Source organism: Wolbachia endosymbiont of Nilaparvata lugens, assembly GCF_007115045.1.
GTDB lineage: Bacteria > Pseudomonadota > Alphaproteobacteria > Rickettsiales > Anaplasmataceae > Wolbachia.
Genome location: NZ_MUIY01000001.1, coordinates 487,536 through 509,884, shown reverse-complemented (window position 1 = coordinate 509,884; position 22,349 = coordinate 487,536). Strand labels below are relative to the sequence as shown.

General features: G+C 33.3%; 20 protein-coding genes, 2 tRNA genes, 1 other RNA gene and 2 pseudogenes. 12 read left to right on the top strand and 13 right to left on the bottom strand.

Features of this window, described 5'->3' with window-relative positions; all coding sequences use genetic code 11:
* Positions 1–17 precede the first annotated feature (17 nt).
* From BWZ41_RS02570 to BWZ41_RS02560, 3 genes are all read right to left on the bottom strand, one after another.
* Positions 18–1,178: an aspartate kinase gene (locus BWZ41_RS02570; protein ID WP_143689308.1), complete on the bottom strand. Its 1,161-nt coding sequence runs from the start codon at positions 1,176–1,178 to the stop codon at positions 18–20.
* An 89-nt stretch (positions 1,179–1,267) separates the two neighbouring features.
* Positions 1,268–2,992, bottom strand: a complete 1,725-nt coding sequence (locus BWZ41_RS02565) for a monovalent cation:proton antiporter-2 (CPA2) family protein (RefSeq protein WP_143689307.1) — start codon at positions 2,990–2,992, stop codon at positions 1,268–1,270.
* A gap of 5 nt (positions 2,993–2,997) precedes the next feature.
* Positions 2,998–3,570 carry a thioredoxin family protein gene (locus BWZ41_RS02560; protein ID WP_143689306.1) on the bottom strand — a complete coding sequence of 191 codons (573 nt, stop codon included), beginning with the start codon at positions 3,568–3,570 and terminating at the stop codon, positions 2,998–3,000.
* A 102-nt stretch (positions 3,571–3,672) separates the two neighbouring features.
* On the opposite strand from BWZ41_RS02560, the gene tmk reads away from it, so the two are divergent.
* On the top strand, positions 3,673–4,266 hold the full coding sequence (tmk, locus tag BWZ41_RS02555; protein ID WP_143689305.1) for a dTMP kinase: 594 nt from the start codon (positions 3,673–3,675) through the stop codon (positions 4,264–4,266).
* A 426-nt stretch (positions 4,267–4,692) separates the two neighbouring features.
* Here the strand turns inward: tmk and BWZ41_RS07835 are convergent, their stop codons facing one another.
* Positions 4,693–4,956 (bottom strand): hypothetical protein, encoded by a 264-nt coding sequence (locus tag BWZ41_RS07835; RefSeq protein ID WP_241653865.1) that lies wholly within the window; start codon positions 4,954–4,956, stop codon positions 4,693–4,695.
* 350 nt (positions 4,957–5,306) lie between these two features.
* Positions 5,307–5,383, bottom strand: a tRNA-Met gene (locus BWZ41_RS02545).
* A gap of 96 nt (positions 5,384–5,479) precedes the next feature.
* Here BWZ41_RS02545 and BWZ41_RS02540 point away from each other — a divergent pair.
* Genes BWZ41_RS02540 through BWZ41_RS02530 form a run of 3 tightly spaced genes read left to right on the top strand, consistent with a single transcriptional unit; the run spans position 5,480 to position 10,302 of the window.
* The gene (locus BWZ41_RS02540; RefSeq protein WP_143689304.1) at positions 5,480–7,504 is read left to right on the top strand and encodes a ComEC/Rec2 family competence protein; all 2,025 of its coding nucleotides are present in this window, start codon (positions 5,480–5,482) and stop codon (positions 7,502–7,504) included.
* A 45-nt stretch (positions 7,505–7,549) separates the two neighbouring features.
* A complete protein-coding gene (locus BWZ41_RS02535) occupies positions 7,550–9,355 on the top strand; it encodes a hypothetical protein (RefSeq protein WP_143689303.1) in 1,806 nt (601 codons plus the stop codon).
* A 35-nt stretch (positions 9,356–9,390) separates the two neighbouring features.
* Positions 9,391–10,302 carry an RluA family pseudouridine synthase gene (locus tag BWZ41_RS02530; protein ID WP_143689302.1) on the top strand — a complete coding sequence of 304 codons (912 nt, stop codon included), beginning with the start codon at positions 9,391–9,393 and terminating at the stop codon, positions 10,300–10,302.
* A gap of 6 nt (positions 10,303–10,308) precedes the next feature.
* Here the strand turns inward: BWZ41_RS02530 and BWZ41_RS02525 are convergent, their stop codons facing one another.
* The 4 genes and pseudogenes from BWZ41_RS02525 to BWZ41_RS02510 form a co-directional block, all read right to left on the bottom strand.
* Positions 10,309–10,656, bottom strand: a complete 348-nt coding sequence (locus BWZ41_RS02525; RefSeq protein ID WP_143689301.1) for a diacylglycerol kinase — start codon at positions 10,654–10,656, stop codon at positions 10,309–10,311.
* Between the two features lie 512 nt (positions 10,657–11,168).
* A complete protein-coding gene (locus BWZ41_RS02520; RefSeq protein WP_241653864.1) occupies positions 11,169–12,377 on the bottom strand; it encodes an ankyrin repeat domain-containing protein in 1,209 nt (402 codons plus the stop codon).
* Positions 12,378–12,415: 38 nt separating this feature from the next.
* A complete protein-coding gene (locus tag BWZ41_RS08455) occupies positions 12,416–13,156 on the bottom strand; it encodes an ankyrin repeat domain-containing protein (RefSeq protein WP_410543274.1) in 741 nt (246 codons plus the stop codon).
* Between the two features lie 16 nt (positions 13,157–13,172).
* Positions 13,173–13,910: pseudogene (locus BWZ41_RS02510) on the bottom strand (transposase); the annotation flags it as partial.
* A gap of 334 nt (positions 13,911–14,244) precedes the next feature.
* On the opposite strand from BWZ41_RS02510, the pseudogene BWZ41_RS07825 reads away from it, so the two are divergent.
* A pseudogene (locus tag BWZ41_RS07825) lies at positions 14,245–14,542 on the top strand (IS982 family transposase); the annotation flags it as partial.
* A gap of 161 nt (positions 14,543–14,703) precedes the next feature.
* Here BWZ41_RS07825 and tldD read toward each other — a convergent pair.
* Positions 14,704–16,122, bottom strand: coding sequence for a metalloprotease TldD (tldD, locus tag BWZ41_RS02500; RefSeq protein WP_143689299.1), 1,419 nt, complete (start codon positions 16,120–16,122; stop codon positions 14,704–14,706).
* A 62-nt stretch (positions 16,123–16,184) separates the two neighbouring features.
* On the opposite strand from tldD, the gene BWZ41_RS02495 reads away from it, so the two are divergent.
* The 4 genes from BWZ41_RS02495 to BWZ41_RS07820 all read left to right on the top strand — a co-directional run bounded on the left by BWZ41_RS02495 (position 16,185) and on the right by BWZ41_RS07820 (position 18,554).
* A tRNA-Leu gene (locus tag BWZ41_RS02495) sits at positions 16,185–16,269 on the top strand.
* A 61-nt stretch (positions 16,270–16,330) separates the two neighbouring features.
* Positions 16,331–16,822 (top strand): hypothetical protein, encoded by a 492-nt coding sequence (locus tag BWZ41_RS02490; protein WP_143689298.1) that lies wholly within the window; start codon positions 16,331–16,333, stop codon positions 16,820–16,822.
* An 812-nt stretch (positions 16,823–17,634) separates the two neighbouring features.
* Complete coding sequence (locus tag BWZ41_RS08260) at positions 17,635–17,766, top strand: hypothetical protein (RefSeq protein WP_277750550.1); 132 nt, start codon at positions 17,635–17,637, stop codon at positions 17,764–17,766.
* A 107-nt stretch (positions 17,767–17,873) separates the two neighbouring features.
* Positions 17,874–18,554 carry a molecular chaperone DnaJ gene (locus BWZ41_RS07820; RefSeq protein ID WP_241653863.1) on the top strand — a complete coding sequence of 227 codons (681 nt, stop codon included), beginning with the start codon at positions 17,874–17,876 and terminating at the stop codon, positions 18,552–18,554.
* Here BWZ41_RS07820 and BWZ41_RS02480 read toward each other — a convergent pair.
* Both BWZ41_RS02480 and BWZ41_RS02475 read right to left on the bottom strand, forming a co-directional pair.
* Complete coding sequence (locus BWZ41_RS02480) at positions 18,542–19,894, bottom strand: bifunctional folylpolyglutamate synthase/dihydrofolate synthase (RefSeq protein ID WP_143689297.1); 1,353 nt, start codon at positions 19,892–19,894, stop codon at positions 18,542–18,544. The genes BWZ41_RS07820 and BWZ41_RS02480 overlap by 13 nt on opposite strands.
* Complete coding sequence (locus BWZ41_RS02475; RefSeq protein ID WP_177429451.1) at positions 19,891–20,475, bottom strand: MlaC/ttg2D family ABC transporter substrate-binding protein; 585 nt, start codon at positions 20,473–20,475, stop codon at positions 19,891–19,893. The genes BWZ41_RS02480 and BWZ41_RS02475 overlap by 4 nt, the downstream gene beginning before the upstream one ends.
* A gap of 115 nt (positions 20,476–20,590) precedes the next feature.
* Here BWZ41_RS02475 and ssrS point away from each other — a divergent pair.
* From ssrS to BWZ41_RS02460, 3 genes are all read left to right on the top strand, one after another.
* A non-coding RNA gene (ssrS, locus tag BWZ41_RS02470) (6S RNA) lies at positions 20,591–20,752 on the top strand.
* Between the two features lie 17 nt (positions 20,753–20,769).
* Complete coding sequence (locus BWZ41_RS02465; protein ID WP_143689296.1) at positions 20,770–21,231, top strand: type II toxin-antitoxin system RatA family toxin; 462 nt, start codon at positions 20,770–20,772, stop codon at positions 21,229–21,231.
* A gap of 14 nt (positions 21,232–21,245) precedes the next feature.
* Complete coding sequence (locus BWZ41_RS02460; RefSeq protein ID WP_143689295.1) at positions 21,246–21,977, top strand: thioredoxin domain-containing protein; 732 nt, start codon at positions 21,246–21,248, stop codon at positions 21,975–21,977.
* A gap of 28 nt (positions 21,978–22,005) precedes the next feature.
* On the opposite strand, the gene BWZ41_RS02455 is transcribed toward BWZ41_RS02460, so the two are convergent.
* On the bottom strand, positions 22,006–22,284 hold the full coding sequence (locus tag BWZ41_RS02455; protein ID WP_007302334.1) for a DUF2671 domain-containing protein: 279 nt from the start codon (positions 22,282–22,284) through the stop codon (positions 22,006–22,008).
* Positions 22,285–22,349: the final 65 nt, after the last annotated feature.

Genomic DNA, 22,349 nt, shown 5'->3' with positions numbered 1-22,349 from the left:
ATTTCAAGCGTGCTGCCTCATACATCAAGCTCATATTCGGTATGTAAATCTCTAATTAAAGCCTCAGCGTGTTTTTTTTGAACAACTATACTGATCTTGATTTCGGAAATTGTGACAGCAAGTATTTCTATCTTTTTTTCGCTTAAAACCTTGAGTGTGCGGTACATCACTTCAGTGTTAGACATAATACCAATACCAATTATTGAAATTTTAGCTATATTATTGTTTACGACATAATTTTCATTTTTGTTCAATAACTTTGTCATTAAATCAACATCAAATTTAGAAATCAAAAAGCTTGACCCATGTATCATGTCAACTTTAACGTTTGCTCCTGCTATATCTCTTAAAGTATCCAGAGTATTTGCAAAGTTAGTAAAAGTTACAAGAGCTTCGTGAGTGCTATAAGTTATTCCAGTAATTAAGTATCTTTCCAGTACATCTTTTTCGTGTAGTACTGTAGTGCCTTCTACTTCCTCAAAAGTGGATAACACTTGCACCTTAATATTATGCTTCATTGCAAGTTGTACTGAACGATTATGCAATATTTTAGCACCAGATGACGACATCTCCAATATTTCATTGTAAGAGATAGATTTAAGCTTGCGTGCCCTTGGAACAATTTTTGGGTCTGCTGTATATATTCCGTCAATATCAGTAAAAATTTCACAAGTCCTAATACCAAAGACTACAGCAAAGGCAATTGCTGAGATGTCAGATCCTCCTCTACCAAAAGTAGTGATTCTATCATCGTATATACCCTGAAAACCAGCAATGATTGCAGCAGTATAACCCTCAGCAAAAGATCTTTTTACATGGTCAATTTTTATCTTTTTTATTTTAGACTCAGAATAAAAATTATCCGTTAGAATTGGTAACTGCCAGGCGAGCCATGATTTAGCATTAACTCCAACAGACAGAAGAGTGATAGCTAATAACCCGCAAGATATTTGTTCTCCTGCTGAAAGCAGGACATCATACTCTGATAACTCTTGTCTACAATTTAAATTTGAAATTTGCCTGGCTTGAAAAGCCATTTGGTCAGTGAATCCTGCAGCAGCAGATACAACAGCAATTACATTATAACCTTTTTTAATATCGTTTTTTATTAGATTTGCAACTCGATTTAAGTCAGTTAGCGAAGTACCACCAAATTTTTTTATTATTATTTTGTTCATAGTTACAATAAGGTCAATTTCACCTTTCTAGAGAGTATAGTTACTTAATTAAATGTGTTTTTCTGGTCACTAATTAAAGTTATAGAGGATTATTCATCTTTATCACTACCACTACCAAGGTCTTTTAACATACTGTAGTTGCCTTTTCTGAATTTACCTTTTAAAGATGTAACTCCGCTTTCGCTAATACCACTTAAACTTAATGCTGCTCCACCTAGCTGCAATCCAATTTCAGACGTTTCGGGAATAACTTTACTAGCCCCTAGATCTTTATAAACCTCCACATTATTCAAATCTGGTAAACGTATTATAATATTTACATGCGGGAAGTTTGTTGCAACTAGAGAAACTATTTTCTTTATAGTGACTTCGTTCTTTATTGAAACCACAAGAGCTTGAGCTCTTTCTATTCCTACTGATTTTAAAATTTCATATCTTGTAGCATCTCCAAGATATATAGGGAAACTGTCATTTTTTCCTTCTTTCACTATTTTTGATTGAATATCTACAACAACATAACTTAAATGCTCTGCAGTAAGCATTTTCGTTACCATATATCCCACTCTACCAAACCCGGCAACTATTACGTGGTTATAAAGATCTTGTGTGTCTGTTTCGATTGCTTCATCGTCTAGTATTATTTTTTCAGTGCTAAATGAATTTGCTATCCAGTCTCCTATTCCCGATAAAAGAGGAGTAAAAGCCATAGTTACTGTAGTTACCATCATAAGCACTTGAGCGATTTCACTTGATAGTACATCTAATTCATCTGCTAAACGGAATAAAATAAATGCAAATTCACCGCCTTGTGCAAGCAGTAATCCAGCTTGTATTGCAGGTGCACTTCTAAATCCAAAAAATCTACACAATGTATATATAATGGACGTCTTTAAAAGGATAAGGATAATTGATAATAAAGTAACGAGTGGTAACTTATTGAGTAAAAGGTCAATATCAATAGACATGCCAACAGTCATAAAGAATAAACCAAGAAATAAGTCTTTAAATGGCAATACTGCATGTTCTACCGAATTCCTGTGTTCTGTTTCTGCAACTAGTAACCCAGCAACAAATGCGCCTAATGCCATTGATAAATGAAATTGTTCAGTAATAAATGCTGATCCTAATATTATCAGAAGTGTTGTTGATATAAAGATTTCATTACTCTCCATTTTGGCAATAACCGAAAACAATGGCCTCAGTAATAACCTACCAGTTACAAATATCAACACCAATGCAATAGCTGCTTGCACTAATGAGCCTGCCAACGAGCTTATTAAGCTGTGTTCAGAATTGCCAGTAAGCAGGGGCACTAGTACTATTAGAGGTACCACTGCAAAGTCCTGCATTAGTAGCACTGCTATTGACAATCTGCCAACTTGGCTTGCTTGAGAACCCTTTTCTTGCAGAACCTGCAACACTATTGCTGTTGAAGATAGTGCAAGCCCACCACCAATAACTGCTGCCATGTTTATGCTCACTCCAAAGGCGAGAGCAATGCACCATATTGCTATCATAGTAACTATAACTTGAAGAGAACCAAACCCAAATACATGCCTACGCATAGCGATAAGGCGTTCAAATGTCAATTCAAGACCTATAATGAACAATAGGAAAACTACGCCAAACTCTGCAAAGTTATCCATTACTTCAACTGAATGTATCAGATTAAACCCATGAGAACCAATCAATGCACCTGCAACAAAGTAACCAAGTACTGGGCTAATATTCATTTTCCAAAACGCTATGACTATAAACACAGCAGCAGAGAGTAAAATTATAATATCAAACAAATGCTGAGAGCCGCTGTGCATAATATTCAACCTGTAGAATTAGACCATTTTATTGAACAACCAATGCTTGATTTTTGGTCAACTGGAGGATTGCTAGTTTCTGCAATAAATTTCATGGCTTGAAATAAATCACTACTTCCTACTTCGTAATTTTGAACTTTCTCTTTTTTTGTGTTGTTAAAACGCCCGCGATAGCAGAGGGCTAGTTTGGAATTAAAGCCAAAAAAATCAGGGGTACAAACAGCACCATACTCTTTAGCTACTTCTTGGTTATTGTCAATCAAATATGGAAATGTAAACTTATTTTCCTTGGCAAAATTAATCATGTTTTCAAAGGAGTCTTCTGGGTACTCATTTACATCATTTGGCATGATTGCAACGGTGTTTACCTGATAATCTTTTTTTAACAAATTAACATCGCTTACTAGATTGCTAATAATTGATTGAACGTAAGGACAGTGATTGCATATAAACATTACAATGAGACCATTTTCCCCATAGCAGTCACTTAATGTATAATATTTTTTATCCACTCCCAGGAGATTGAAATTCTTTGCAGTAAAGTCTAAATTTATCTTAGGAGTGTCTAGCGTAACCATAGCTCATAGAGAATTTCATACCATAATTTATGATCTTATTGCTTAAATGTCAAATGGTTTCTATGTAAACTGTTTGCATTTAGCATTGTAATTATAAAATTTATGTTCATAACCTTTGAAGGAATAGATGGTTCTGGTAAAACAACACAGTCTGAGTTACTTGCAAATTATTTCAAGCAAATTCACGGTGAAAATAATGTCGTATTGACTAGAGAACCAGGTGGTACTGATTTTGCAGAAAAAATAAGAGGATTACTACTTAAGGATAATATTGATCCTATTTCTGAACTCTTGCTGCTTATCTCGATGAGGCACGAACATATGAAAAAATTAATATTGCCAGCTCTTTTAGAAGGGAAAATAGTGATTTGTGATCGGTTTATTGACTCAACTATTGCGTATCAAGGGTATGGACTAGGTGTTGACTTAAGTCTAATAAGAGACTTACACAAATTAGTGGAAATTAAATATCCAGATATCACATTTATTTTAGATATTGATGTTCAAGTTGGACTCAGCAGAGCAAAAGACAAAAATAAATATGAAGAGATGAACGTTGATTTTTATAATAAAGTTCGAGAAGGATTTCAAGAAATAGCTAAAAAAGAACCCAGAAGGTGCAGTGTTATTACTAAAATTGAAACAAAAAGTGATAATCACGTACAAAATGAAATTATTGATATTGCAAAAACTTAGCTACACGCATTGAACTTTTGCTAGTTTAAACAGTTACCATACCAGCCTGTAGCAAAAAATTGTCAATTTTAGGTGACATTATTTCATATGAAAGACTCTCTTTTTGATTATCTAAAAAACTTTGTATTTCATTTTTAGGTTTTTCACTTATTGTTCTATATATTCTTGCGCGATTAATTAGCTCATTTCTAATATTCTTATTGCTTGCTTCAGTTATGCTAAAAAATTGATCAAAGTGATTTAACAGATCCTCGTCTTTTATCGAGGATGCAACGCTATCAATGTCTCTTACATATAAAGCAAGTTTGTGCGCTTTGCTACGATCCTCAAAACAAAAGTACTTTACAAAACTTATTTTTTGTAATATCTCTTGTCTCTGCCAGCAAAAATCCGATTCCGTCTTGGCAATGCACTCTCTTAACTGACTCAGCAGATACCTAGAACATTCTCTACTACAGACTTTTTCTCACAACCAAAAAGAAACGTATAATATCCCATAGATAGGGTCAAAAGAAGGAATATAGCTGGAAGCAAGAAAGGAGCAAGTATATTTTGCGATCCAGGAAAGATAAACCAAACAGCAGTTGCTGCTGATACAGCTAAAAATAACCCTGACATAACGAGTTTTATTTTTCTTCTGTATCCGTTATCAATAACTGTCTTTACACCAATAAAAGCTACATCAACCATTGCTCACACCTCACTAAAAGTAATATTAGCTTAATAATAGCATTGTTGTGATAAGAAATCAATATTATGAATATTTTAATTAATTTATAAAATCATCCAACCAAATAGAAAAAAGGCAAAAGAAGTCCCGAATAGCGAGTTTTAATAATTTAAATTGATAATGTACTAATAAGCGTGATTTGGCTAAATGTAGAAAAAATAAAAAAGACATGCAGCCACTATAATTTAATGTAATTCACCAATAAATACCTTAAGTTTTTTTGAGCCTACAGGTCAAAAACAAGCTTTGAGTCAAAAATATCATTGCTATTATAATTAAGAGAAATCGCGATGTTTGTACAATTGCAAGATGGTTGCGGGAGTAGGATTTGAACCTACGACCTTCAGGTTATGAGCCTGACGAGCTACCGAGCTGCTCCATCCCGCGTCGTTGCTTATTTATTATTATATGCGTAATAATAATAAATAAAAGAATAAAATCACACTATTACATATATTTATATATCTATTAACCTTTCTTAACATGATAGTAAATTATATACATAACAATCTGTGCAATGAAAAATATAACTTGATATTGTGGTTCCCTGTTTTTCAGTGTGCAGGAATTTTAACCTATTTCTCATTAAATTTTGAACCAAGCTGTGCTTTCACTATATCTATTTTTCTCTTGCTTTCACCTATACTAATTCTGATTGCAACATTATACAGGAAGTACGTAATATTATGCATTTCTTTAATTGCAGTGCTCATAGGATTTACAACCAGCAAATTCAGAACAGATTCAGTTAATACTCACATTCTTGATAAGGAAAGGTATGTGAAAGATATTGTTGCTACAGTGAAGGATATTAATAACAGGGGCTCATATAAACAATTTTTGCTTTATGAAATAAAAAACACGAAGTTCAAGCTGGATAACATCAGAATATCAGTTAGAACCAAAGCGGAAGAAGGCATTAAAATAGGGGATCAAGTAAAATTATCAGCAAAACTCTTTCCTCCAAAAATTGCGCCTTCGGAATATGCATATGATTTTGCAAGAATAGCATATTATCAGAAAATAAGTGCAACAGGCTTTGCAACAAGCAAAATAGTCCTGTACAAAAAGGCTGAAGCAAGAAAATTTCAAGAGTATATAGAATCTTTCCGTCAATATATCTATGAAAACCTACAGCAAAATACCAAAAAGCCACACGCGGACATAATCTCTGCATTATTAATTGGCAAAAAAGACGGGACAGATCAAAAAACTATGAATGCGATACGAGATTCAGGTATAGCACATTTATTCGCTATATCTGGTTTACATTTATCGTTTGTTGCTGGTCTATTTTTTATAGTATTCCGTAATTTATTTGCAATATCTGAAACTTTGACTCTTAAATATAACACTAAAAAAATATCTGCATTCTTTACTATCTTGCCAACTACCTTTTATTTGTTGATTACCGGTATGCAAATTTCTGCTCAGCGTGCCTACATCATCGTGATCTTGGTACTTGTTGCAATAATCATAGAAAGGAAATATCGAGGATTAATAGCAATTGCGTTTGCTGCTTCGGTGATACTCATAGTGGAGCCAGAAGCAATCTTAAAGCCAGGTTTTCAAATGTCATTTTCTGCTGTTTTGGCACTAGTTGCCAGCTATCAGATCAATGCTAATAAGTTATTCAAAATAAAAATAATAAAATATTTTGTGTCGATAATGATCAGCTCAGTCATAGCAAGTTTAGCAACTGTTCCGTACACAATATACAATTTTAACTATTTTTCAATCAGTGGCATTATCACAAATTTGATTGCTATACCAATAGTTACACTCATTATTATTCCACTTGGAATAATTTATGTTTTATTGATTCCTTTAGGTATTGAATGGATTATAGCGCCATTTATAGAGCGCCCAATTGACAGTATCTTGTGTATAACAAATGCAATCGCTAGTCTTCAGTATTTGGTTATTCCCACTCGCACTTTTCCTGGCTCATCAATTATTATAATAACACTTGGGTTATTGTGGCTATGCTTGTGGGAAAGGAATTGGCGTTTTTTTGGAATTTTCTTTATTGTGCTGGGTATTTTCTCTAGCGCTATGTATACAACTTCTGACATTCTAGTCAGTGCTGATAATCTTGCTGTAAAAGAAGATGACAATTTACTATATTCCCTTACTAGAAAAAACAGAAATTTTGTTGTCAAAACGTGGGCAAAGCAAAACGGGCAGAATCAAATTGTGAATCATACTAAATTCAGTAATTCAAACAAAAGGCTAAAATGTAATGATTATGACTGCATATATAATAAAGGAAATAATAAGTCAGTGTTGCTAGCTCACAAAAGAGAAGATATTTTAGAAAATTGTAACAATGTCGATCTAGTAATTCAGTTAAGCAAGTTTAACTATCCAGCTTGCAATACTAAAATCATCAAATACTCTGACTTAGAGGCATATGGCACACACTCTGTTTGGCTAGCAAATAGTGGCATAAAGGTTAGCAAAGTCCGTTCTAATCGTCCTTGGCATAAGCCAAAAACTTGTTTTTAAAGTATCATTTATATATAATTACTTAATTATGATGCAAGGAAATTTATGCCTTTAGATACAACAAATCCTTTCAATGTTAAAGTAGATCATAATTTTGCCAAAATAGATGATGCTATTGGTTTTTTTCCTAGATTATGGCGTGCAACAAAAAAATATTCTGTAAGTAACACTCTACCCATAGCAACTGTAAATATTTGGCTTCAGTTTTCTTTGGCTTACGTGGCTGCAATAATAATAACCCATAATGATCTAAGGTTTATTACAGATATTTTTAACCCAACATTCATGCCAATTTACACTTTGGTTTCTGTTATTCTTTTAACAGCTTTTGTTGCCTCTTCTGCTATGAGATATATGCATAAGCAGAAGATAAAAGAAGGAAAAAAGCTGATAGAGGAATTAATAAATGATAAAATTAGAGGTGGCAAAGACAACGAGATAAGTGAAATTGCTGAAAATGCTTTGAAAATAGAGATAAAACCAAATGTAAGTCTTATAGGTTGCAAAAAAGCAAACTTTTCAATAGTTTTGCCAATTTCTGAAAGTCAAAAAAAAACATTAGATGATCAAAGACAAGAGAATAAAAATAAGGCAATTTTTCTTACCATACCATATATAATTAGCACTGTAATTATAGTTGGCGCATTAATACAAAATAGATTTAGCTTTGCCAATGTTCAGGATTTGGAATGGGCCATAGTTGCACTGGCTAGTATCATTGCTATTGTTGGGATATGTATAACATTCATCAAGCTAAAAAACAATGAGATAAACAATAATCATAATATTGTTAAAAAGTTTAACAATTTGGATATTCTCTTTCCATTCAGAAGAGGTGGGGTTGTATCGGTAATAGAAAAAAAGACAAAAGATGAGGAAGAAAATGATTCTATATCTCGATTGATAAAATTACTTGATAAGCACTTGACTGATTTTACAGATAAAATTGTTGCTTCATTTGATAAGCAGCTAGATGAAGTTAAAGATCTACTTGATAATAGCCTTCTAAAGCCTGCAAATGATGAAATTCAAGAAACACTTGTTCATCTACAAGGAATTAGAGGAGACATCAAAAAAGATTTAGATAAGTTGCGTAAGGAAATGATGGTCATTTTAAACGAAGCTAAAGGGTTGGCAAAAAGAACAAATTCACTAAACATTGAAAGCATTTTTTCTAGTTTAGAGAATACTATTAAAATCGCTGAAGATAAGGTTGAGCGATTTGAACCAAGCAGATTTGTTGGCTTTTTTCAATCTAGAGAAGAAAGAATTAGCAACGACAACGATTTTTTTTGTATGTTGAAAAAGCAAGAAGAAGCGGAAAAGATAAAGAAGGAATTAGAAGAAGAACTAAAAAAAGTAAAAGATGAACTAGAGGAATTAAAGAATAAACAAACAAACGAACCTACTAGCAATGAAGAAAGTGCTATTCCTCCTTCTCCTCTTGAAGAACAGCGAGATGAAGAGAAAAAAGCAAAGGAAAAAAATAGACTATTAAAATCAAAACAAAGGATGAAGGAATTGGAGAAAGAAAATGCAAAATTGGAAAAAGAATTATCTGAACAAGAAAAAACAGATAAGTGGAAAGAAAAAATTAACGGCAAAGCAAGTGAGTTTTTCTTCTATTTATTAGAATCTATTAAGTTGGAAGAAAAAGATGATAAGGGAGAAAAAGTAAGTGAGGTAACATTAAGAAATTTTGATAATAAGGTAATAATCCACTGGGAAGATGGCTCTCAAATGACTTTTAATATCCAGAAACAAGATGGGCTTCAAGCTCAACCTAACACAAAAGTTGATTTTGTGGATCCAGATGTTCATGCAGCACTTGAAGTAGCGTATTCAAGGTAGCTACTATAGATATATAGTCTTAGATATTGTTAGTAATGAAAAGGCTAGATACCTACATAGCTAAAAAGTGTAACATATCACGCAGTAAAGCACAAAGATTGATACAAGATGAGCGGGTAACATTACTTGGCACACCGATAATTAATAATGACCACATAGTAAAACCAGGTGAAGAGTATATAGTACATCTCGTTCAACCTGACATATCCACATCAATTGAACCTAACTATAATATAAAGCTTGATATCATCTACGAAGATGGGGACATTATAGTTCTGAGTAAACAAAGTAGATTAACAGTACACCCAGGTGCTGGAACAAACAATGATACACTCCTGAATGCAGTGATCGCTCACCTTGGCAAAATTCCATATACAAATACAAGACCAGGAATTGTTCACAGGCTTGATAAAGATACTAGTGGACTCATGGTAATTGCAAAAAATGAACAATCCCACAGCTTCTTGTCTGAGCTGCTATCAAATCGTAAAATAAAACGGGAATACTTAGCAGTAATTTGGGGAGCATTACCTAATCTGCAAGGAACAGTAAAAACCCATATTGCTCCAAAACGCAGTAATAAAGAAATGATGTGTGTCACAAAAACAGCAGGTAAATTAGCAATCACTCATTATTCAGTGAAGAAAATTATAGGGCAAGCAAGCCTGGTTAAATGTACTTTAGAGACAGGCAGAACACACCAAATTCGAGTACACATGAGCCACATAGGACATTCTGTAGTTGGTGATCAAGTTTACGGAAAAAATAGTAGTAAAAGTGTAAAATATGCTAAAAATTCTGACTTTATCCGTAATTTCAATAGACAGGCACTACATGCTCACACGCTAGGCTTATATCATCCAAAAAGTAAAGAATATATTGAATTTGTTTCTGATGTACCACAAGACATGCAAGTCTTAATCGGTGAATTTGAAAATATATCTTAATAAAATTCATATCAATATTATCATCCATGTTATCAAGAAGTTAATTAATGAGAGAAAAACTGCTGCACTACCTAAATCTTTCACCTTTTTTGACAGTATGTGTTGTTCACTGGAAATACGCTCAATTGTTGTTTCAAAAGCAGTGTTAATAATTTCCACAATTAACACTAGAAATAGGCTGCTCACCATTACTGCACGTTCTAGATTACTTACATCTAAAACAAATAAAGCTGAAACACATACTATAAAAAGCAGTAACTCCTGTCTAAATGCAACTTCTGATATAAAAGCTGATTTTATTCCTTCACAAGAATATTGAATTGCCTTTACTAGACGAATAATACTTTTCTTCATTATCAATTTTGGAAACTCAATGAATTATACTTATTGCACTCAGGTAAAAAATGCATAAAAGCACCTTTCAGTAATGATTACTTGCAAAGCAGTCTATAAGTACAAAGATTTTTATAGTCAAAATCTAGCATATTGTTTGAACCTGGAGAATTAATACAAATCCTTTCAACAAACGCTTAAGAAAGTTATATATCGATACTGACACAAAAATTCTTTAATTAAATTTCTCTTACCTTAGCTNCCATGCAGTCGAAAAAGCCCTCTATTTCTATGCCTTTCTTTGCTGGCTAATCCATAGTTGGGGTTATCATAACGTTACCCAAACTTCTATATCAAAGCTACGTGCTGTAAGTTCAATATGGAAAATACATTAATCACTTAGCATTTAATGTCTACTTCATCCATTTTAGCATTAAGACTATCAAACTTGCTACTGGTTGTTTCCCTAATTATTTTGGCTACCCTCACTTTAAATTTTCCACTACTTGGCATATTACCTCTTATATTATAACCTACCTATTGATATTACCTCCAAGCTTGGTTACTCCTATCTCAGAAAGACAAGTTGATACTTTGTTCTTTGAATTGCCTTGAACGGAAGCATTACTTAAATAACTTTGAGGCTCTAAATTCATTTGCTTTGCACTATCAACTTCTAATCTACCATCTCCGTTGTGCTCTATTGATTGATTTAGCAGACCCTTATTAAATTGAGCCTTAAACTTTTCAAATTTCTTCGGACTTAATTTACCAGCTTCTTTACCAGGACATGCTTTCTCTACATATGAGCTTAAAACCTCTGAAATCTCATTAAATTTACCACCCATGATTTTTGCAGTAACCTCTTTCTTCATTTCTACATAATCAATATTTAACCGGTGCATTGATATGCCACTTTTTAATGCAGCTTGATCTACTACTTTCTCAAATTCCTCTATAATATTTAATGAATAGCCATGTACCTCTAGTAAAGATATAGACTGATTCACTGTAGAAATGTACTGCTGACCTTTAATTTTGCTTATAAACATATTTAGTAATAGTAGTGTACCATTTATATCACTACTTTGAATTGCCACAGCTTTGGAAGGTTCCATCTCTATAGCTGACTTGAAAGGAGAAGATATAAATTGAAAAACATTTTTTATAGTATCTACTGTAGTGTAAGCAAAAATATTTACCCATAAAGATGGCTTGCTTATTCCGCTTGTAACTCCTATTTCATCATTTTGTAATGAATTTTCATCTTCTTTTGCAATACTACGGCGATTATGGGCATCTATTGATAGAGAGCTGCCTTTCCCTTGTGAGTTAAGATGTTGCGTAATTCCTTCATTTTTCCTTATTCTTTCCTCTAGAAGGCTTACTATTTCTGAGCTGTTTTCTTTACTAAGCGTATTTGCCACGGTTAAAGCCCCTATAGCATCAACATCATCCCTTTTATCAAGAATGAGCTCAACTACATTCAAATTGCCACAAGCAGCTGCAAAGTGCAAAGGCGTCCAATCATCTTTATTTTTAGTGTTAACGTCAGCATGCTTACTCATAAAAAATTCAGCTACTTCTGAATTATTATTTCTAGCAGCCTCGTGTAGAGGAGTATCGTCATTATTGTTCCTAGCATTAATATCAGCCCCTTTCTCTATAAGCTTTTCTACTACATTTAAGTGACCAGTGATAGCAGCCTCATGTAGAGAGTTAAACCACACAATTTTTAGCATAATATCAGCCCCTTTTTCTATAAGCTTTTCTACTATATTTAAATAACCATACTTTGCAGCTTCGTGCAGAGCAGTACTGCAAAACCACTCTTAGTATTAACATCAGCTCCTTTCTCTATAAGCTTTTCTACTACATTTAAATGACCATTAATGGCAGCCAAATATAGAGGAGTATTGTCAAAACTGCCCTTAGCATTAACATCACTTCCTCTATCTAATAAAAGATCTACTAAGTTTGCATTATTGTCCTTAGCAGCATGATGCAACAATGTATAATGATGTTTATCTTTATAACATACAAAAAGATTTACTATCTCTGCATTGTTTTTGTTGTTTGCTAATTCTAAAGGAGTTAAGCCATAATTGTTTTTATCATAAACTTTAGCCCCTTTCTCTATAAGCTTTTTTACTACATTTAAATGACCACTGATAGCAGCCTCATGCAGAGGAGTAAAACCTTTATTATTGTTCTTAACATTCACATCGGCTCCTTTCTCTATAAGCTTTTCTACTACATTTAAATGACCATACTTTGCAGCCTCATGCAGAGGAGTATCGCCATTATTGCTCCTAGCATTAACATCAGCCCCTTTCTCTATAAGCTTTTCTACTACATTTAAGTGACCAGTGATAGTAGCCTCGTGTAGAAGAGTATTGCCATTATTGTTCCTAGCATCAACATCAGCCCCTTTCTCTATAAGCTTTTCTACTACATTTAAGTGACCAGTGATAGCAGCCTCGTGTAGAGGAGTATCGTCATTATTGTTCCTAGCATTAATATCAGCCCCTTTCTCNGTAATACTTGCTCAGCACTAATTTTATCCTCTGGAATATTAGTTTTGACCAGTTCAACAATTTCTGATTCCTTTTGGAAGATCATGTGATTTTGCCAATTTATTAGCTTTTCTTCTTCTGGCTAGAGACTGCTCTTCAGTTAATTTATGACATATCATTCTTACTCTAATCTTTGCTTCTTTTCCCAACAACACCTTCATTTCTAAAAATAGCTTATCTCCTAAACATTCCAATAATTCCATTTTTTGATTTGTTTCTATAGCATATACATTGGTATCAACGACTTATAAAATAAGCTCCCGTTCCATTGATCTGTTTAAAAGAACTTGAACCAAGGTCAGATATTAGCAACTTCTCCCTATAACCTTCTTACTCCCTCCGTTATGTTAAGTTGATCCAATGTCTGATTTAGGTAATCAAAAACTAATTTTAACTTTATTCCACACTTAGTGTTACTCTCATAACCTTTTCCATAACCTTTATATAGATTTTCCATGCTGTTAGGCAAAGCTACTATCCAATGCTTTTAAATTGCTGCAAGATTCTACAATCAATTTGCAGGGTATTTTAAATAAAGCCATTGTACATTCTTTTCATAAATTCTACTGCTTCTTTAGTAAACCTGAAATCTAAACCCTGTTTCGTTATTATCACAGATTCTTCATTTAATAATTGGCACATTGTATCTATGATTCAGTTTGTAACCCCTATATTACCCAAAATTATAGCTTTTATGAATCATCAATTACTCAATTTTCTTTTCCTTTTCTGTTTCAATTATTTGCCATTTCATTGAAAAACTTTGTTGAGGTGATTTGATAAGCAAGTTATTTATTCATCATTAGTTCTCTCACTAAAACTATACCCGAGAGAATTTTTATATCTTCTTAATCCTATCTTCTTCATACCTTTATTTCCTTAACTTGACCCTTATGCTTTTTTTAAAACTGTTTCCCGAATTTGTGGTGGTTGCATCCTTCTCCACATATGTCGTCATTACCAAACGTTCAATTTTTAATTTATCTAAAAGAGGGTAAACTCCAGTATTTTAGACATAATAGGAGGTTACCCATTGAATAAGAATGTAACAGAATTATTCTGTTTTGTAGATGATTATTGTAAAATGATAGACAAAAATTTTGCAGGTAGATTATTATCCAATGGTAAAAAACCTACAATAGTGACAGAAATAACGCATTCCGAAATTATAACAATAATTTTGTTATATCAGCAATCTAAACTTTAAATCATTTTACATACGTTACTTACAGTTGCTGCATAAGTCAGACTTTTCCAGACTACCTTCTTATGATAGATTTATTGCGCTAAAACCTCGAGTTTTATGGTATTTAGCAATAAAGATCACCTATTGAATTCTATGATATTATTTTTTGTGAGATTGTTATACACGTTATGGCAAGAAAGGCAGAGAGATTTGTTAAGTAGTTTTTGCATCTATATGGGCTACTTGGATAATGGTTACAATGTTTGTACAATTGTACAGCATGAGCTGAGTTCGCTTAGCACTTATCTACATTTCAGTTCCACCAACAGTTATTGCATCGACCTTAAGTGTTGGCTGACCAACTCCAACAGGCACATTTTGTCCGTCTTTTGAGCACGTACCAACACCAGGATCTAGCTTTAGATCATTACCAACCATAGATACTTTTTTCAACACTGTTGGACCGTCACCAATTAGTGTTGCTCCTTTTACTGGCTGTGTAATTTTACCATTTTCTATTAGGTAAGCTTCTGAAGATGAGAAAACAAATTTTCCTGATGTTATATCAACCTGCCCACCACCAAAATTTACCGCATATAGACCTTTCTTTACACTAGATATTATTTCTTCTGGTGTATGTTTTCCTGGCAACATATAGGTATTTGTCATGCGTGGCATAGTAACTTCTTCATAACTTTCCCTTCTACCATTACCTGTTGGATTTACACCCATAAGTTTGGCGTTCATATGATCTTGCATATATCCTTTGAGAATTCCATCTTCTATCAGCACATTATAGCCAGGTGAAGTACCCTCATCGTCTATGCTAATAGAGCCACGCAAATTAGGTAGAGTTCCATCATCAACTACAGTAATGTTATTCGCTGCCACTTGTTTACCCATAGAATTTGAAAATGCCGAGATTCCTTTACGGTTAAAATCACCCTCAAGTCCATGACCCACAGCTTCATGCAACAATACTCCTGGCCAGCCTGGACCTAGAACAACTGTCATCTCTCCCGCTGGAGCTGGAATTGCCTCAAGATTTACTAGTGCTTGCTCTAACGCTTGGTTTGCAACTTCTTTCCACTTCTTCTCAGAAACAAATTTACTATAAGAGTCTCTTCCACCGTGCCCTGCAGAACCTCTCTCAGCTCGGCCATTTTTCTCTACGATGACTAGTACATTAAAACGTACCAAAGGCCTAATATCGCTTAACCTGTGATCATCTTTTATTATTTGTACAACTTGCCATTCTCCATTTAGAGTTATTTTTACCTGCTTCACGCAATTATTCTTCGACCTTACATACTCATTAACCTCATTAAGTAGTTTAATCTTTGAGCTCAGGTCCATTTCATTTATGGGATTAATCGTTGAATACAGGCTTTTTGCCTCCTCATTTAAGTTTACTGAATTTGTTTTGCTTAAAGATGCTGAACTTTTTACCATGGAAGCAGCTTTACTAATTTCCTTTTCGCTAATTTCAGAAGAGCAAACAAAAGACGTACTATCCTCACAAAAGGACCTTAACCCAAATCCCCTTCTGATATCCAAATCCATGTGTTTCAATATGTTATCATCAAAAACCAGGGACTCTGATTGGCAAAATTCTAAAAATAATTCACCACCATCACTATCGCTCAAAGCGTTGTTGACTATTTTATACACATTATTAATATTAAAATCGTTTTGAGCAAAAAATATTTGATCTAGATTTGGCATTACCTTTGAGCTAAAAATTGTTTAAGTATATTATTTAATTTTAACATAGTAAATCACAAAAAGCCCGGGTGGCGGAATTGGTAGACGCGCTAGCTTCAGGTGCTAGTAACTTTTCAAGTTGTGGAAGTTCAAGTCTTCTCCCGGGCACTCTGTATTGATTTTCAAGTCAATTAATGTTATGATATAATATGTATTTACTGTTAAGTTTATGAGTTATGAGAAAAAGGGGCTTATTTACAGAAAAAAAATACGAACTTATTCAAAACGCTTAGTTACTGCACTATCTATTGCTTCTTTGAGTGGGTACATAGCAGCATTAGCCCTAAATATTTCTTCCTTAAGCTTGTATTTTACTATTGTCAGCACTATGCTAAGTGCACTTTCGCTTGCTTTAAATATATGGTCATTAACTGATCATTTTAGGCAGTGTGGCCTTAATAAGCAACTCGATACCTTTTGGCAAGAGAAATTAATGAAGATCTGCCTCGACATTGCATCTAACGTTTCATTTTTAATAGGAGGAATTACATCTATATTACCTCTTGAATTTCCTATTATCCCCTTTATTTCCGTTGCTTTTTTTATTCTAGGTTGTACCTTTATGGCAACTAATTTCATTCGAACTATGATTAGTCAGCTGCAAATAGATGAAACTAAAACCTCAAAGTTAGTGAACATTCAATCTGCAATAGCTCCCTGATTATTACATGTTAATAAGTTAGCTTATTTAACTTGACAAGTTATGCCATCTCCCTTACTATGATAGCAAGAGTATTTATCCTTGTTTTTAATATCCGCGGATTTAATCGCAAAATTCAGTAAAAAACTCAGATATTTATTGGCAAATTACATAAAAATTATAGCGGCTGCATGTCTTTTTATTTTTTCTACATTCAGCCAAATCGCGCTTATTTTAAGCGTTAGCACATTATTACAACGCCAATTTAAATTATTATAGGGTCAAAACTCGCTATACGGGGGTTTTTTGTCTTTTTTTTATTTAGTAAATTTCTTAACACTTGTAGCTAAAGTAATTTTAGAGAGCCAGCGTGGGACACACAACCGCACTAACATTTATTTTTGAAGGTACTATTTATATAGTAGATGGTCACTGGAATCCAGCTTTTTCATAATCATCAAAACATTGATTACTTTTATACTCGTAAATTTAACTAGATCCCATTGTCTAGCACTGGGATGACAGCATCATAAAGGAATCAATGTCAGATACTTGAATAACATCACTATAAAGTAGATTCCTGTGCTGAAATAGAGGCTACTTAAGTGACAAGATAGATAGAACTGGCATGAATCGGATTTGAGTTACTTCAAATGACCAATGAAAACTGTAACCCTAAACATTGAAGCACTATTATGCACTAAATGATAACTTTCATACACTTGTCATGGTAGTCGTGAAAGAAATAATTCATACAATAAGCATCAATGAAAGAATTGACATGATTTGGAAATTTATATATTTAATAGTTAGTTAATTTATGAGGTGGAGACATGGGCTATAAGCTAAGAAAAAGAGAATATGATTATAATGAAAGTTTATTTAAAGAGATAGGTATTCAAGTACAAGAAGTAGAAGGTCGTAACTTCTTAGGAATATCTAATATAATAGCAAAAAAATTATAGAAGGTTATCAATAAAGTGTCACCCAGATAAACCAGGAGGTAGCGATGAAAAAATACAGGCCCTTAACAGAAATAAAGCAGCACTTTTGCAATATATTAAACCACTAAGTGAGACGAAAGGGATTAATAATTCCTGGAGAAATGCGAAGGTGTGTACAATTGATTCAGCAACGTCAGAATGATAAGCATACAAAGTATTATGTTGTTTTTAGTTTAGTAGGATTCCTACTGTACATCTCGTCATTAGTGTCGTATATTTACTTGGGGTGTAAGCTATATAAGGCTGCTAATTTTACTGATACACTTGGCATTTTGTTTAGTGCGAGCCTAATAACATTTGTTACAACTTTTTTCTTATCTGTTTATTTGATATCTTCTTTATTTAAAAAAGCTATGGATTTGCAAAATCCTCAACGGGAACAAAGTGAAAATTTAGATCAAGAAGAGCTAAAGGATGAAATGTTCAAAAGTAAAGCATTTAAATATTTCATTTTTACTTCCCAATGTTCGAGTTATCTCTCTCCTATTTTATTAATAGCAGGTTTGGTGTTACAGTATCAATCTAGTTGCGTAGACAGTAAAATACTCATTGGATTTGCTACAGTACTAGGTTGTAGTTTATTACTACACTTAGCAAGTGAAATCTACGAGAGAAAAGTTGTAAATCTTGTAAAAACTGAAGGAATAGGTGATGAACAAAATGTACCTATAGGAGCATCAACCGAAAAGCCAAGCAGCATTGTAAATCCTGATGGTGCTTTTAACGTCTCGGCTCATCAAGTAGGTTGATTATTCTCCATACTCAAATCTCTGGCTAAAAATAACGAGCCACAAATTAGTATGGTTTTGACGTTTTGAATAGAGGCTTTTAGTATGTGATTTGATATTGCATCACCGATTGATTCACATTCAATAGCATTTACTCCTATATTATTAGCTCCTTCTTTGATTAAATCTGTACTTGTTGCTTTAGGTTCAGATTTAACACAAACGGCGCATAGTAGTTTGATGTATGGCTTTAAGTGCTCTAAGAACTCTGCGACGTTTCTGTTACGAGTGACACCAAAGATCATATAAAAACCTTCAACAAAGTTGTCTTTTATCCACCTAGCTAACACTCTGGCACCATCATTGTTGTGTGCACCATCTAGAAATAATTGCCAATCTTTTGGTAATAAAGAAATCAAATTACCTTCTTTTATAGACTCTAGCCGCGCAGGCCAATAAGTGCTCTGTAAACCTGAAGCAATGTCCTCTTCTCCAATATTAAATCCATACTTCCCACTCAAAATGCTACATGCTGCAATTGCGTTTCCTGCATTGATTATTTGGTGATCACCCTTCAGAGATGGCAAAGAAAATTCTATTGATTGAATAGCCGATTGAAAAATCATTCGATCTTCAGTGTGTGACCATTCATTTTTTTGTTTCTTGATCCCAGTTTGGATAACAGATAGTTTTTTAGTGCAATTCCACTCAATCCCCCCTCTATATAAAGGAGATTCTTTGTTTATTGCGTGTTGTTCTAACGTGTTCATTATAGATTGTGCTTGTGGTGCTATTACACAAGGAACATTAGGTTTCATTATTCCAGCTTTTTCACCTGCTATGGTTTCTACGGTAGGACCAAGATATTCTGTATGATCAAGAGCAATGGAAGTGATGATCGTTAAAATCGGATTATCTATAACATTTGTTGCATCAAGCCTTCCACCCATACCCACTTCAACTAAAGTAATATCCGCTTTATGACGAGCAAAAGCTAAGAAAGCTGCAATTGTTGTGGCCTCAAATAGAGTGATATGTTGTTCCGCAACTGCTATACGGCATTCTTCCAGTGAGTTATGTAATTCACTATCATCGATATTATTGCCTGCAACAACTATTCTCTCATTAAAATTCACTAAATGTGGAGAAGTGTACGTATGAACTTTATACCCTGCTGCTTGCATTATATATCTTATAAATGATAGTGTTGATCCTTTGCCATTAGTGCCAGCTATGTGAATTATTGGCGGTATTTTTTTCTCGGGATTACCCAGTTTATTTAGAAAACTTTTTATGCGATCAAGAGAAAAATCCTTTGGCCTACTGCCAATTGGCTTAGGCCAATGAGGCATGTATATCATAAATTATTGTTACGTTTTAATTCATCTATTACACTTGCCATGCCATTCGTGTCGATCTTTTCACTAAATTGAGAACGTTGATTAATAGAAATACTTATTCCACTCATTACAACATCGTTTATTAAGAAAGAACTGTCACTTTTAGTAACTTTAAAGTCAATATTTGTAAATTCCTCATCACCATAAGAAAATCTTGTTCCTATCAGACAAGTTTCATTGTCAACTGCTTTTGTACTCATTATGATCATTTCACTATTATTTATGTATTTATACAAAATTTTAGTGCACAAGCGCGCGAGATATACTTCATATTCTTTTAGAAACTCTTCTTTTTCTTTCTGAATAGATAAATTCCAATATTTCCCTATGACAAATCGAGATATTCCTTTGAGGTCAACATTATTCTGAATAATTTTCAGAAGTTCTTCTTGTACATGTTCTAGATTTTTTCTATTCCCTTTCATAGACGTGTTGTCTACTTGCTGCTTCATGGCAAGCACAAAAGTTTTGTGCCCTATACAATTCGCGTAAGCACTTGAGGAGATTACAATAAAAATGGTTAAGAACTTAATAAGATCCATAAGATATATTTATTAGCTATGATACTTAAAATGCAAAATTTAACAAAGGCAAAATAATAGTCGCTAGCTCTAACATACCTATAGACATACTCTATATAAATAATCTATAATTAACGGGGGTCTGTGCTATACGTTATGAGTTAAGTTAAATTTCCCGAGCGATAATTTCTGATCAAGGGAATTGCCTCTGTTAATTTCATTGAAATTAGTACGTGATGCCCACCTTAACTTTAGGTCTCAGGAATATACTAAGACTGACGGTAGATATGGATCCCTTTTCCATTATTTAGGTTTATGTTACACCAATATAAAGAACAAGGTGTTTTTTTCTGTTCATCTCATGAGATATTTCAAGTTGTAATTGACGTTGAGAAGTATCCTGATTTTGTTCCTTGGTGCAAAGCTGTTTATATAAAAGAAAAAACTGATAGCCAAATGATTGTGGACCTCCTTGCAGCTTTTCATAGCATTAAAGGAAGTTACACATCAGAAGTGACCTTTCTTTCTCCAAATGGAGCAAATAAAAGTTGGATAAAAGCTGTGTCGTCAAATGGAATATTTAAACATTTATACAACGAATGGAAATTCACTCCTATAGATGAAAGTAAAACTATGGTAGAGTTCTATATAAAGTTTGAATTTAAATCCAATTTGTTTTCCGCCTTATTAAACTCAGTTTATAAATACACACAAAGTAAAATAATTGCTGCATTTAAAGACAGAGTAGAAAGCCTTGCTAAGCAAAAGTTATCTTGACATTATTTATATAAATGCATAAATTTTTTAATAAGTTTGGTATTTCCATTGTAATGATTTTTAGATTATTGTTCTTACTTATTTTTATAAGTGTTAGTTCTTATGCAGCTATTGAACAAAACTTACCCAACACTCAAAAAACTGATGAAATAACATCAAAAGAACTACTGTCACTACTGCCTGATGATAAATTATTAGGTGATCCAAAAGCACCAATTTTAATGATAGAATATGCTTCGCTCACTTGTTATCACTGTTCTCTTTTTCATAAGAAAGTTTTTCCTAAAATCAAAGAAAAGTACATAGATACAGGTAAGATGTTATACATATTCCGTCATTTTCCTCTAGATTACAGAGGATTAAAAGCTGCAATGCTAAGTTATTGCTATGAAAAAGAAGAAGACTATTTTAATTTTAACAAAGCTGTGTTTAATGCAATAGACTCGTGGAACTACTCTAATTTTAGTGATTTAACTATACTACAAAAAATTGCTGCACTAAGCAATTTGAAGCAAGATGTATTTAACCAATGCATTAATGATAAAAAGATGATGGACAAAATTATAAATGATAAATCACTTGCAATTAATAAACTTGATATCACAGCTACTCCTGTATTCATCATCAAGCTTAACGATGACAAATCATATGTAGAGAATGGTAAAATCAAACATGAAGGGTATAGAGAGCTGGAATACTTCACTAATGTAATAGATGAGTTATATGGAAAAGCTATAGTGAAGTAATAACACTGTAGCTTACCATATAAAGACCCTATGCTGAATCATTATTTTTTGATACTGTTTGTTGCTTTTTACGCTCAAACTCTCTTTTTTTACTGTGCCAAGCATAATAATACATAGCAATTTTATTCTCTATTAATACTATCGTTCCATCATAAAATTGGACCATATCCATAACTTTTTTCTGAGCTTCGTTAAAGCGTTCTTTGTACTTCTCGCGATAAGCTGGATTGTGCAGTAATTTCACTCCTTCATTATTATTAGACTTCTTGCTTAACGTTTCAACTTCGTTAGCAATGTTATAAGACATATAACCCCCTCTAATTGATTATAAAAATTACATTTTATAAGAGAGATGTAAATAAACAATCCCTT